The organism is Listeria monocytogenes ATCC 19117 (genome assembly GCF_000307025.1).
Classification (GTDB): Bacteria; Bacillota; Bacilli; order Lactobacillales; family Listeriaceae; genus Listeria; species Listeria monocytogenes_B.
In genome coordinates this window covers 2101677-2114663 of sequence record NC_018584.1, presented here as the reverse complement: position 1 = coordinate 2114663, position 12987 = coordinate 2101677, and the positions used below count along the sequence as shown (strand labels likewise).

11 protein-coding genes are annotated in these 12987 nt (G+C 36.7%); all 11 read left to right on the top strand.

Annotation, left to right across the window (positions count from 1 at the left end; translation table 11 throughout):
* Window positions 1-7: 7 nt before the first annotated feature.
* The gene (gene ftsZ, locus LMOATCC19117_RS10395) at window positions 8-1183 is read left to right on the top strand and encodes a cell division protein FtsZ (protein ID WP_003728828.1); all 1176 of its coding nucleotides are present in this window, start codon (window positions 8-10) and stop codon (window positions 1181-1183) included.
* Window positions 1184-1301: 118 nt separating this feature from the next.
* Window positions 1302-1991 (top strand): YggS family pyridoxal phosphate-dependent enzyme, encoded by a 690-nt coding sequence (locus LMOATCC19117_RS10390; RefSeq protein WP_003726459.1) that lies wholly within the window; start codon window positions 1302-1304, stop codon window positions 1989-1991.
* A 3-nt stretch (window positions 1992-1994) separates the two neighbouring features.
* Complete coding sequence (locus LMOATCC19117_RS10385; protein ID WP_003724067.1) at window positions 1995-2453, top strand: cell division protein SepF; 459 nt, start codon at window positions 1995-1997, stop codon at window positions 2451-2453.
* Window positions 2454-2475: 22 nt separating this feature from the next.
* A complete protein-coding gene (locus LMOATCC19117_RS10380) occupies window positions 2476-2766 on the top strand; it encodes a YggT family protein (RefSeq protein WP_003724066.1) in 291 nt (96 codons plus the stop codon).
* Between the two features lie 124 nt (window positions 2767-2890).
* On the top strand, window positions 2891-3667 hold the full coding sequence (locus LMOATCC19117_RS10375) for an RNA-binding protein (protein WP_003726458.1): 777 nt from the start codon (window positions 2891-2893) through the stop codon (window positions 3665-3667).
* A gap of 1173 nt (window positions 3668-4840) precedes the next feature.
* Complete coding sequence (locus LMOATCC19117_RS10370; RefSeq protein WP_003728337.1) at window positions 4841-5434, top strand: TetR/AcrR family transcriptional regulator; 594 nt, start codon at window positions 4841-4843, stop codon at window positions 5432-5434.
* 27 nt (window positions 5435-5461) lie between these two features.
* Window positions 5462-6241 (top strand): class I SAM-dependent methyltransferase, encoded by a 780-nt coding sequence (locus tag LMOATCC19117_RS10365; protein WP_003733593.1) that lies wholly within the window; start codon window positions 5462-5464, stop codon window positions 6239-6241.
* Window positions 6242-6262: 21 nt separating this feature from the next.
* Window positions 6263-7801 (top strand): helix-turn-helix domain-containing protein, encoded by a 1539-nt coding sequence (locus LMOATCC19117_RS10360; RefSeq protein WP_014929096.1) that lies wholly within the window; start codon window positions 6263-6265, stop codon window positions 7799-7801.
* 263 nt (window positions 7802-8064) lie between these two features.
* Window positions 8065-10212, top strand: a complete 2148-nt coding sequence (locus LMOATCC19117_RS10355) for a BspA family leucine-rich repeat surface protein (protein WP_014929094.1) — start codon at window positions 8065-8067, stop codon at window positions 10210-10212.
* A 135-nt stretch (window positions 10213-10347) separates the two neighbouring features.
* Window positions 10348-12429, top strand: a complete 2082-nt coding sequence (locus tag LMOATCC19117_RS10350) for a BspA family leucine-rich repeat surface protein (RefSeq protein WP_003734989.1) — start codon at window positions 10348-10350, stop codon at window positions 12427-12429.
* A gap of 65 nt (window positions 12430-12494) precedes the next feature.
* On the top strand, window positions 12495-12968 hold the full coding sequence (locus LMOATCC19117_RS10345; protein ID WP_003725196.1) for a hypothetical protein: 474 nt from the start codon (window positions 12495-12497) through the stop codon (window positions 12966-12968).
* The last annotated feature ends 19 nt before the right edge of the window (window positions 12969-12987 follow it).

Genomic DNA, 12987 nt, shown 5'->3' with positions numbered 1-12987 from the left:
CAATAATATGTTAGAATTTGACACTAGTTCAGAAAGTTTGGCAACAATTAAAGTAATCGGTGTTGGCGGTGGCGGTAACAACGCTGTAAACCGTATGATTGAGCATGGTGTTCAAGGAGTAGAATTTATCTCCGTTAATACAGACGCTCAAGCACTTAACTTAGCAAAAGCAGAAACAAAATTACAAATCGGTACAAAATTAACACGTGGTTTAGGCGCGGGAGCTGTACCTGAAATTGGTAAAAAAGCTGCAGAAGAAAGCCGCGAACAAATTGAAGAAGCTTTAAAAGGCTCTGATATGGTATTCGTAACTGCTGGAATGGGCGGCGGAACTGGAACTGGTGCTGCACCTGTTATCGCTCAAATCGCAAAAGAAATGGGCGCCCTAACTGTAGGTGTTGTTACTCGACCATTTGGTTTTGAAGGACCAAAACGTACGAAACAAGCCTTAACTGGAACAGAAGCAATGAAAGAAGCGGTAGATACTTTAATTGTTATTCCTAACGACCGTCTACTTCAAATTGTGGATAAAAACACGCCAATGCTTGAAGCTTTCCGTGAAGCAGATAATGTTTTACGTCAAGGTGTACAAGGTATTTCTGATTTGATTGCCGTTCCAGGTTTAATTAACTTAGACTTTGCCGATGTGAAAACAATTATGACTAATCGTGGTTCTGCCCTTATGGGAATCGGTATTGCAACTGGTGAAAACCGTGCCGCTGAAGCTGCGAAAAAAGCAATTTCTTCTCCACTTCTTGAAACTTCTGTTGACGGAGCAAAAGGTGTCCTAATGAATATTACAGGCGGATCTAACCTAAGCCTTTATGAAGTACAAGAAGCAGCAGAAATCGTATCAAGTGCATCAGATGAAGATGTAAACATGATTTTCGGTTCTGTTATTAACGACGAATTAAAAGATGAACTGATTGTAACTGTTATTGCAACAGGTTTTGATGAAGAAAAGCAAGCGCAACAACAAGCGCAAGCAAATCGCCGTCCAAATCAATCTATCCAAGTAAATCGTCCTAATTATGCTGTACAAGACGAACAACAAAATGATTACGCGCAAAATGCGCCACAACAAGCAAATGCACCAGTTCATGAACAACAAGCTGAACCACAACAAAATAGTTCAGATGTTGATGTACCAGCATTTATCCGTAACCGTAACCGTCGCGGATAATACTTATAACATAATTTCACCCGGCCACTTTTGAAGCATTGCCAAGTGACCGGGTATCTGATTATAACAAGAAGCGTTTTAAATAAAGCACTTCGGGAATTATATAAGGTGATAAAAAATGACAAAACAAGCTAATTTACAAAAAGTAACGGCACAAATAGAGCGTGCCTGTGAAGAAAGTAATCGTCAGCCGGAAGATGTAACGTTAGTAGCTGTTACAAAAACGATTGATGTAGCTGGAATCACAGAGCTTTATGATTTAGGTATCCGTCACTTTGGTGAAAATCGTGCAGACGTTTTCCAAGAAAAAACAGTAGCACTTGCAGATAAAGAAGACATTTGTTGGCATTACATTGGTTCTTTACAAACACGTAAAGTAAAAGATGTTTTACCAAAAATCGATTATTTGCATTCGCTTGACCGATCATCGCTAGCAAAGGAAATCGAAAAGCGAGCTACTAAACCAGTGAAATGTTTCCTTCAAGTGAATATTTCTGGTGAGGAAAGCAAACATGGTTTTTCCAAAGAAGAGGCGCTATCTTTTTTACAAGAAGCGAATTTTACGTTCATTGAGATTGTTGGTTTAATGACAATGGCACCTATTACAAATAGCGACATAGAGCTGCATCACGTATTTCATGAGTTAAAGCAATTGCAGCAAGAAATTCATGCGCTTCAGTTAAACAATATTCCATGTACAGAGTTATCTATGGGGATGACGAATGATTATGGAGTTGCAATTACGGAAGGTGCAACATTTATACGAGTAGGAAGAGCTTTGGTGAGTGACGATAATATGGAGGTGTAACAAATGGGACTATCGAATAAATTTAAGTCATTCTTTTTCTTAGATGAAGAAGAGGAATATTATGAAGAGGAAGTAGCGAGGGAACCAGAACCTATGCAAAAGAAAACGAAGAAAGAAAAACCAAATAAAAATCGTTTTTATGCTGTAGAAGAAGATGATGCGAAGGTGGTTAGTATGCAGGGAGCTCAGTTTTCTAGTCGTATGGTACTTGCTGAACCGCGTGTGTATGCAGAGGCACAAGAACTTGCGGATTATTTGAAAGAATATAAATCTGTTGTTGTAAACTTGCAACGTATTAGCCATGATCAAGCGACACGTATTGTCGATTTCTTGAGTGGAACAGTATATGCATTAGGTGGAGATATTCAACGCGTTGGCAATAATATTTTCTTATGTACTCCAGACAATGTGGAAGTGGATGGCTCTATTTCCGAAATGCTCGATGAACAAAACTTTATGTGATGAAGTAGAGGTGTGAGCTAGATTGCAAAGTATTTTATATCAAGTGGTGGAAATCATTTTGTTTATTATCAGATGGTTGCCAACACTCATGTTTATTTATTTCTTGATGAGCTGGTTTCCCGGTGCAAGAGAATCAAAAATCGGCCAATTTTTAGCTCGTATTTTTGAACCGATTTTAGAGCCTTTTAGAAGGATTATTCCGCCGATTGGTATGTTTGATATTTCGTCCCTTGTGGCTTATTTCATTTTCCAATACGCGATGAGAGTTTTAACCGGTTTAATTCAAGTGTATGTCATTCCAATGCTATTTTAAAAAGCGCGCCCGTTTTCAAAATGGGTGGCTTTTTTTATTAATAAGCAAGATTAGCCTAGTAGCAGCTGTTTTCATGGTATAATAGGGCTAAAGACTCGGAACGGATTGAAAGGGAGAAATTAGGATGGATGGAATTTATCAGCATTTTCGCGCGGAAGAATACGCATTTATTGATAAGATTTTAGGGATTACGATGCAAGTTGAGAATGAATACACGCCACAACTTACGGATTTCTTGGATCCGAGGCAGCGTTTTATTACCGAAACAGTTATCGGTGGTTATGATGAGATCAATGTACAGTTTTTTGGTGGAGTGGCGCACGCAGAACGACGGCGCGCACTGATTTATCCAGATTATTATACGCCGACAGAAGCGGATTTTGAGATTGCTTTGTTCCATATACGCTACCCGGTAAAATTCACGACCCTCACACATCAAAAAATCCTTGGAACACTGATGTCGCTTGGAATGAAGCGTGATATTTTTGGAGATATTTTAAATAATGGCACTGAATGGCAGTTATTAGTAGAAAGTACAATGAAGGATTATTTAACATTACAACTTGAAAAAATCGGGAAAGTAAATGTGATGTTAGAGGAAACGGATTTAGCTAATGCTGTTTATGCCCCGGTCGTTTGGGAAGAAATGGGCTTAACTGTTTCTAGTATGCGACTTGACGTGATTATTAGTAATGCACATCATATTTCTAGACAGAAGGCGAAACAATTGGTTACTGCTGGATTAGTGAAAGTAAACTGGAAAACAGTGGAAAATCCGGATTTTGAATGTGAAGAAGAAGATGTATTGTCTGCTCGCGGATATGGTCGGGTAAAAGTACTATCAACTGGCGGCAGAACGAAAAAAGATAAAATTCGGATTGAAATTGGCTATTTAAAATAAAAACGAAAGCAGTTGCTGCTTTCGTTTCAGATATAGTAATGAGTAGTACCTAATGTCATATGTTGTCAAATGGTCTTATGTTATTATTAAATATGAAAAGAGAGTCATGCGCTAAGATGACTCTCAAGTATAAGCCCATTTAAGGTGGCAGCTAGCTTAATAGATTATAAAAATAACCACTAAACCGACCAAAGTTTATGAGTGGTTATTTTTTGTTATTTTGACTGTTCAATAGCAACACCAGGGTTGCAAAAGACAGTGCTTCATAAACAGTCATGGGTTATCCTTTCCAGGCAATCCTAACAAAAATATTCATAGCATCACCCTTTCTTGTTGTAAGAGCTAGCCACCACCATAAACTTGCTTACTCTTTTTGTATAGCATTGAAACTCTTTTGGAAAAAGGTTAAATGCTATGGTTATGTACTAAAAATATTTTTTATCGCGAGTTTCTACAAAACAACGAACAATAAAGCTAACTATAATGATCAATATATAGATGTGATCATTTAAAATAAGCCAATTTATTCCGTATTCAATAGCTAAAGACAATAACTCTTTAAGTAAAAATTCTAGGATTATTTTCATGAGTCTTCCCACCTTTCATTAAATATATAAATAGATACAGGTAAGAGGGTGATTTGTCGCATTTTCCAGAAATTTTTTGATAATCACCAATCCATATATGTAAATGGAACAAATTAACTGCACTTATATACCACTGAGATGGATATTTTGTCCCATTTTTCAGAAAATTAAATATATAAATCTATAAAAAAGTTCTAATTGGCTAAAAAACAAATAAACACCAATCTTACTCAATGGCATTGAGTCAAATTCATAGAAATAGCGTGAAACATTGGCGTTCTAAGAGAGAAGACAAATTTTTGTCTTCTCTTTTTTCTTGGTTTACTTTGAATCTTACTTGCTTCATCGATGGGAGCGGTTATGTAAGATTGGAAAAATGTAAAAGATAAGATATACCTGATAAAATATTTTTTTCAAATCTAATACTAAACTATTAGTAAACGTATTCGATATAAGAACCGTGGAAAATCCATTTCACCTCATTTGACATTGTTAAATATTTAGTTTAAGGTGTTTTTGTAGAACTGGAAATTAATAAATAGTTCCATTAAAAGCGTTATGCGAGAAATTTTTAAGGAGGAGCAAAATGCCAAAACTCGTTACGGGATATGAGCGTCAACAAACTAAAAACCTCATTATCGAACATACAAGCCATTTAATTTATATAAAAAAAGGAATTCAAGGTTTTACTGTGGAGGATATTACTCGAGCAGCTAGGATTGGAAAGAGAAAATTCTATACGTGTTTTCCCTCCAAAGAAGCATGCCTATTTGAGGTTGTGGAATATTCCTATCAAGCACAATTAGAGGCATTTAAAAAAATTATGGAGGAGAAAGGTTCGTTAAAAAGCAAGATGACTCGTTTTTTGAAAGAAGTCTATCTTTCGGAAAAGAGTATAAACAACTACTTTTCACCGGAAGATTTCCACGCAATACTCCAAAAACTCCCTCCAACATATACGGAAAGAGAAGAAAGAATGACAAGTGAAGTCCTGGAAACTGCCATGACGTATATCGATCTTACGAGAGCTCAATGGGAGGCTTTAGTGATGTTACTAGATTGTTTAACTTACACTGCGACAAGGAGTTATGTAGAAACTGCCAAAAAAGCGAAAGAAGAGACTTTGGATATATTAATACATTCTATAGCTGATTATGTAGAAAAACAGACCCAGTGCTAACGAAAAATATTTTAGGAGGGTAAATAAATGAATAAAGAAACCGAACGAAAGCTTGCTGCGTCACTCACTTCTCAATCAATAGAAATATTACCGTTTATTCCGTATTTTTTACAAGATTTTTTTGAATTGGGTAGTAGTCCGAAAGATATTACTTATTTAATTAAGCAACATATGCCGTTATCAGCTGAAAGTAATTTTTTGGATTTAGCTTGCGGAAAAGGCGCTGTTTCCATTGGTATCGCTAAGGAACTAGGAAATCCTGTCAAAGGAATAGATTTAATTCCGGCATTTATAGAAGAAGCAAAATGCAAAGCGAAAGAAGCGCAAGTAGAGTCACTGTGCCAATTTGAAGTAGGAGATGTAAATAAATCGGTTCAAAACGAAAAAAATTATGATGCCGTTATATTTGGTGCAGCAGCGGATATACTTGGAAATCCAGCAGAAACGTTGGAAAAATTGCAGGGAACTGTTAAAGAAGGCGGTTATATTATTATAGATGAAGCCTATGTGCCTGAATTAGCGCACAATAACCAGGTGAAGTATCAAAATTATGAATATCTCACTCGAAACGAATGGCTGAATTTATTTGAACAGAATCAATTACAATTGGTGGAAGAGCTAGAGGGAACAGCAGAAGTGGATTTTGAACTGGAAAAGCAACACTTATTAACAAGAGCCAATGAATTAATTCAACAATATCCAGAGAAAAAAGCCCTTTTTGAAGGATACCTTAAGAGCCAATGGAGCGAATACGATGACTTAGAGGAACATCTTATTGCTGTTACCTGGATTTTACATAAAAAGTAAACATTGAAAGGAAGTGTTTTAATGAGAGAATATTTAGATTCAAAAAGCCAAAAAAAGGTAGCACTTCTTGAGAAGATTTTTTATGCGGAAAATCATACAAGTACACAAGAGGAACTATTAAATGATTTGAACATCACGTATCCAACCCTCATTTCTACGATTAAAACAATTAATTTTGATATTGAACGCTTTGGCTATAAAGCGTTTTCGATTGTTCACTCCGCGCCTAATTTGTCCTATACCTTAAAAATATCGGATAATTGTAGTATTCAACTTATTATCAACGCCTATATTAGAGAGTCACCCAAATTTCAAATTCTCGAAACTTTATTGCTGGCCTCCTTCCCTAACTTACAAGTATTGGCAAACGAAGTACATGTTTCTTATTCTGGGATAAAGAAAGAAATAAAGGAATTGAATGAAGAGCTAAGGGAACGGAACTTGTCTATTTCTACAGGAAGTCAGGTAGAAATAACGGGGGACGAATTTTCATTAAGAATATTCTATACCTTCCTCTTTTTAGTCGCATATAGTGGGGATCGTTGGCCCTTTTCTTTTGTTCAATATGATGAAATCACCGACATATTAGAGAGTTGCCCAAAAGAAATTTATAGAGCAAACTCGATAGATAAGGCGATGATGATTCATTATTATGTCGCTATGCATTTATTAAGAGATCGAATGAATTGTCAAATTGATACAACTAGGCAGTTTAAAGTGGCCCTATATAAGGCTTGCACCGAGGAGTCTAAGAAATCAGAGAGCGCGTTCATTAAAAAGGTAGCGAAACAACTTCCTAATAGGAACTATAAAGAAATGACCTACACGACGCAAATTATACTGAGTACCATTGTTGCTTTCGGTAGTTATTCTTCGATTGAAAAAATGCCTTCTTTTTTCTACATGGATGAACAGTTAGAAGAAATGGGCTTCATGAAACTAGTTGATTTTGCCAGTGAACGAGTAAATGATAATCTCTCTATTCCATTTTCAGAGAAAGAGATGGAATTGCTCCGTTACTGCTTTGCGAGTATAAATTATAGATATTTCTTACTTGATAATCTAATCAATAAGTTCAATAATATTGTGCCAGGGTATACAGATCTTGATCGAAATATAAGAAAAATCCATAAAGTGAATCACCTAGAACCATTGATTAGTCAATTAGTAAATTTAAAAGAAATGGATCCATTAAAACCGTTTGAAGAAAGACTTACTTCAGATTATCTGATCATTTTGGATAAGCGGATTGATTTTTCTATACACACCTTGCCTATTAAAGTAACTATTTTATCGACCATATCTAATGAAACAGCCGTATTTGATTTTATGAGGTATTTTTCTAGTTACTACAATCTGGAAATAATTAATCAAGTTGATCCGGTGGTGGATTTATATATAAGTGATTTTTCCGTATCTCCCGAAGTGTTGACCTCTTTACGTATCAATCAACCAATAATCTATGTAAATACTAGATGGCTAGAATCTGATTATATCAAAATTAATGATAATCTGGCGAAAATAGCGAGAAAAAAATTTATCGCTAATAAAAAAGATTAGGGAAACACTTGTTGGAATGGATATGGAAAATGTTTAAATGGAAAACCAAGGTCTTGTCCGAGTAATGATAGTTACTCGGATTTTTTTATTTCTATTTTTCATTTGTGCAATACTAATGGAAAAAGTAAACACACCAACTAAGCCGTAAAATTTTAAGAAGTTAAAATTTTATGGCCAGAAATGCTTCTCGACTCCTCTATAATTAAGTTGCAGCTAGAAAGTTCGGCATCTAGAAACTAATTAGGAAAGAAGGAGGGGAGCTGATGAAGAAGTTTTCCATGCGAGTGGTCCTTATTATTTCTGTGCTTTTTATTGCACTGGGGAGCGCCAATGTTTCTATCGCACAAGAAAGAGACACAACGAATAAGCTTCCAGAAGAGGAGCTGGGTTCTCTGGATACCTCTAATCTTATTGCAGAAGAAGTCGCACAAGACAAACCAGCCGAGGTCGAGAACTTAGAAGAAATCCCAACTACGGATGACTTGATGCAAAATCCAGAGGTTCGAGAGCAGTCTGTTGCCGATTCGGATGATCCGGATTTAACAGTGGTAAGCTCAGGTGCTTACTGGACGATTTATCGCAATACTGTGAACGGTGAATATAGCTTGCGTATGTTTGGCAACGTACCGAGCAATAGACCAACCGCTTGGAATAGTTATTTAAAAAGTATTAAACATATAGAGATTGAAGAAGCTACTCTGACAGGAAGTTTTGCATCGTATTTTAGAAATAATGTTTTCACGGTACTTGAGAGTGTGAGGATAGAACGTTCAAATTTGTCTGGAGTGACGTCTTTTGAAATGGCATTTTATAGTCCAACACTTCAAAAAGTGATAATCAGAGACAATGATTATCCGACAGCACCATCTTTACGCACTACGGAGTATATGTTTGGTTATACTCACAAACTTACGGAGCTTGATGTGAGTGGTCTTGATACGAGTGCTGTAACTAATATGAATTGTATGTTTAACTACTGTAGCGTACTTGAGGAACTGGATGTAAGTAATTTTGATACCAGTTCCGTTACTACTATGAGGGACATGTTTGGTAGTAGTGGAAAATTGGAGAAGCTGGATGTAAGCAATTTTGATACCAGTTCAGTAACTACTATGCAGGCCATGTTTTATGGTTGTACTAGCCTTGAAGAGCTTGATGTAAGTAATTTTGATACCAATTCAGTGACTAACATGAGCTACATGTTTTACAATTGCGCTGGTCTTGAAGAGCTTGATGTAAGTAATTTTGATACCAGTTCCGTTACTACTATGTATGGCACGTTTGTTGGCTGTAATAGTCTTGAAGAGCTTGATGTAAGTAACTTTGATACGAGTTCAGTAACTACTATGCAGGCCATGTTTAATGCCTGTAGAGCACTTGAGAAGCTGGATGTAAGCAATTTTGATACGAGTTCAGTAACTACTATGCAGGCCATGTTTGAAAATTGTACTGGCCTTGGAGAGCTTGATGTAAGTAACTTTGATACGAGTTCAGTAACTACTATGGCTTACATGTTTGATGGATGTACTAGCCTTGAAGAATTAGATTTAAGTAATTTTGATACCAGTTCAGTAACTACTATGGCTTACATGTTTCAAAATTGTACAGCGTTAAAATCTTTATATCTGGATAATTTTACTACCCCAAAGACTATGACAGGTATGTTTACTGGAACCACCGCCTTAACCTACTTGTTTGCCAGTCACAATTTAAGAGCTTTTGATGGCCTAGCAAATACAAGATGGTATGACGAAAAGAATTGGGTACAGTTTTCGAATTACAAGGAACTACAGATGTATCATGAATACCAAAGGGAACCTACTGGCTATAGAAAAGGTATCTTCCTTTCCCTAACAATGGATGCGATGGGTGGGCAGTTTGAAGAAATGGAAGAACAAAAAGTACAAAATAAAGTTTCTGGGGAGTACTGGGAAGAAATGCTTCCTGTAAAAGAAGGACATTATTTTGATGGGTGGTATCTTGATCAAAATTTCACTAATAAGTTTGATTTTTCTTTACCAGCAACTGTTTCAGCAACTATCTACGCAAAATGGGTAGAAAACTACACGGTGATTATTCCAGCTTCTATTTCCTTAAATGAAGCTTCCGAATTGAAAGTAGAAGGGATTAATCGAGGGGGTAAAACCTTATCCGTAGGCTTGAATTATGGAAAAACAACCATTTCTGAGAGCAACAAGCTAACCTTGGCCAATACGGCAGACACAACAGTCCAATGTTTGGCACCACTGAGTTGGGACGGGTCAGAAACTAATCCAGAAAAAGCGATTTTAACCCTTGCCCCAGGTTCGGAAATAACAGAAGGCGATGCAGTCATGGCTATTGAAGCGCCAGAAAATATCCAGGCAGGAACGTATACCGGGAATCTAGTATTTTCGATTAATTATGAATAATTTTGCTAAGCAAGCCATAGAATTTTAAGAAGTTAAAATTTTATGGCCGGAAAAGCTTTTCGACTCCTCTATAATTAAGTTGCAGCTAGAAAGTTCGGCATCTAGAAACTAACTACGAAAGAAGGAGGGGAGCTGATGAAGAAGTTTTCCATGCGAGTGGTGCTCATTATTTCTGTGCTTTTTATTGCTTTTGGGAGCGCTAATGTTTCTACCGCACAAGAAAGGGACACAACGAATAAGCTTCCAGAAGAGGAACTAGGTTCTTTGGATACCTCTGATGTCATTGCGGAAGAAGTCGCGCAAGACAAACCAGCAGAGGTGGAGCAACTAGAAGAAATCCCAACTACGGATGAGTTGATGCAAAATCCAGATGTTCGAGAGCAGCCTGTTGCCAATTCGGATGATCCGGATTTAACAGTGGTCAGCTCAGGTGATTTTTGGACGCTTTATTATAATTCTGCGAACGATGAATATAACTTGCGTATGTTTGGCAACGTGCCAAGCAGTAAACCGAGCGCTTGGAATAGTTATTTGAAAAGCATTAAACATATAGAGATTGAAGAAGCTACTTTGACAGGGAATTTTGCATCGTATTTTAGAAGTAATGTTTTCACAGTACTTGAGAGTGTGAGGATAGAACGTTCAAATTTGTCTGGAGTGACGTCTTTTGCAAGGGCATTTGAAGGTGACAGTGTATCAGACTCACCACTTGAAAAAGTGATTATCAGAGATAATTATTATCCGGAGACGCCTTCTTTAACAGATATAAGTAGAATGGTTACCTTATGTCGTAAACTTAGTGAGCTTGATGTGAGTGGACTCAATACAAGTTCCGTCACTAATATGTATGCCGCATTTAGTAACACGAATAGCCTTAAAGAACTGGATATAAGTAACTTTGATACGAGTTCAGTGACTGACATGAGCTACATGTTTTCTTATTGTACTAGTCTTGAAGAGCTTGATTTAAGTACCTTTGATACCAGTTCTGTTACAAATATGTATTGTATGTTGAATGGACTCCACTTGAAAAAGCTAGATTTAAGCAACTTTGATACGAGTTCCGTTACTAATATGCAGCAAATGTTTTATGGTAGTTACAATCTTGAAGAGTTAGATTTAAGCAACTTTGATACGAGTTCCGTTACTAATATGCACCTAATGTTTGGTGGCTGTAAAAGTCTTGAAGAGCTAGATGTAAGCACCTTTGATACCAGTTCAGTGACTAACATGCGTGGTGTGTTTGCTGAGTGCAATAGTCTTGGAGAGCTAGATTTAAGTACCTTTGATACTAGTTCAGCAACTACTATGCAGATCATGTTTTATGATTGTACTAGCCTTGAAGAGCTAGATTTAAGTACCTTTGATACTAGTTCCGTGACTAACATGGATAGGATGTTTCAAGAGTGTACAGCGTTAAAATCTTTATACCTGGATAATTTTACGGATGCACCAAGCATGACAGATATGTTTAAGGGAACCACCTCCCTAACCTACTTGTTTGCAAGTCACAATGTAAGTACTTTTAATAGGTTAGAAAATACAAGCTGGTATGATGAAAAGAATTGGGTGCAGTTTTCGAATCTCTCGCAACTACAGACATATCACCGGAAACAAAGTGAACCTACAGGCTACAGAAAAGGTGAGTTCCTTTCCTTAACAATGGATGCGATGGGTGGAGAATTTGAAGACGCGGAGGAACAAAAAGTACAAAGTAAAATTTCTGGGGAGTACTGGGAAGAAGTGATTCCAGTAAAAGAAGGACATTACTTTGACGGGTGGTATCTTGATCAAAATTTCACTAATAAGTTTGACTTTTCATTGCCAGCTGCTGTATCTACAACTATCTACGCAAAATGGATAGAAAACTATACAGTGATTATTCCGGCTTCCATTTCTTTAAATGAAACTTCTGAATTGAAAGTAGAAGGGATTAATCGAGGAGATAAAAATTTGTCCGTGGGATTAAACCGAACAGCAACATCTGTTTCTGAGAGCAACAAGCTAACCTTGGCCAATACGACAGACACAACAGTCCAATGTTTGGTACCACTAAGTTGGGATGGGTCCGAAAACAATCCAAAAAATGCCATTTTAACTCTCGCTCCAGGCTCGGAAATAACAGAAGGCGAGGCAGTCATGGCTATTGAAGCACCAGAGAATATCCAGGCAGGAAAATATACAGGGAACGTTGTATTTTCGATTAAGTATGAATGATGTAAATTAGCCAGACTAGTGATCATGTCAAGGTCATTTGGTTATGAATAAATTGGAGGTTACCTATGAAGAAGAAAAGAGTAGTGATCATATCCTTACTACTATTGTTAGTAAGTGTCATTGGAATCAGTAGTTATTTTCTATTCAAGGATAAAATAAATCTGTTGGATGTAGACCATTCTGCCGTTGATTGGAACGGAAAAAAACAGAAGGATACAAGTGGAGAAGAAAATACAATTGCCATTCCAGGGTTTGAAAAAGTAACGTTGTATGCAAATGAAACAACACAAGCAGTGAATTTCCATAATCCGGAAATTAATGATTGTTACTTCAAAATATCGCTTATTCATCCGGATGGTTCGGTTCTATGGATATCTGATTTAATCGAACCGGGAAAAGGTATGTATTCCATTGAATTAGAAAAAACGTTAGCGGTAGGCGAATATGAAAACGCAGTATTAAAATATGAATGTTTTTCTTTAAACGATCAGTCACCTTTAAACGGGTCTGAAATAAATTTAAAATTAGTTGTCGTCTAGACAAAGGAGGAAATTTTTT

Bases quoted from the DNA above. Each gene is read 5' to 3' on its own strand.
- ftsZ (WP_003728828.1), top strand. From the start codon at position 8: ATGTTAGAATTTGACACTAGTTCAGAAAGTTTGGCAACAATTAAAGTA.
- LMOATCC19117_RS10390 (WP_003726459.1), top strand. From the start codon at position 1,302: ATGACAAAACAAGCTAATTTACAAAAAGTAACGGCACAAATAGAGCGT.
- LMOATCC19117_RS10385 (WP_003724067.1), top strand. From the start codon at position 1,995: ATGGGACTATCGAATAAATTTAAGTCATTCTTTTTCTTAGATGAAGAA.
- LMOATCC19117_RS10375 (WP_003726458.1), top strand. From the start codon at position 2,891: ATGGATGGAATTTATCAGCATTTTCGCGCGGAAGAATACGCATTTATT.
- LMOATCC19117_RS10370 (WP_003728337.1), top strand. From the start codon at position 4,841: ATGCCAAAACTCGTTACGGGATATGAGCGTCAACAAACTAAAAACCTC.
- LMOATCC19117_RS10365 (WP_003733593.1), top strand. From the start codon at position 5,462: ATGAATAAAGAAACCGAACGAAAGCTTGCTGCGTCACTCACTTCTCAA.
- LMOATCC19117_RS10360 (WP_014929096.1), top strand. From the start codon at position 6,263: ATGAGAGAATATTTAGATTCAAAAAGCCAAAAAAAGGTAGCACTTCTT.
- LMOATCC19117_RS10355 (WP_014929094.1), top strand. From the start codon at position 8,065: ATGAAGAAGTTTTCCATGCGAGTGGTCCTTATTATTTCTGTGCTTTTT.
- LMOATCC19117_RS10350 (WP_003734989.1), top strand. From the start codon at position 10,348: ATGAAGAAGTTTTCCATGCGAGTGGTGCTCATTATTTCTGTGCTTTTT.
- LMOATCC19117_RS10345 (WP_003725196.1), top strand. From the start codon at position 12,495: ATGAAGAAGAAAAGAGTAGTGATCATATCCTTACTACTATTGTTAGTA.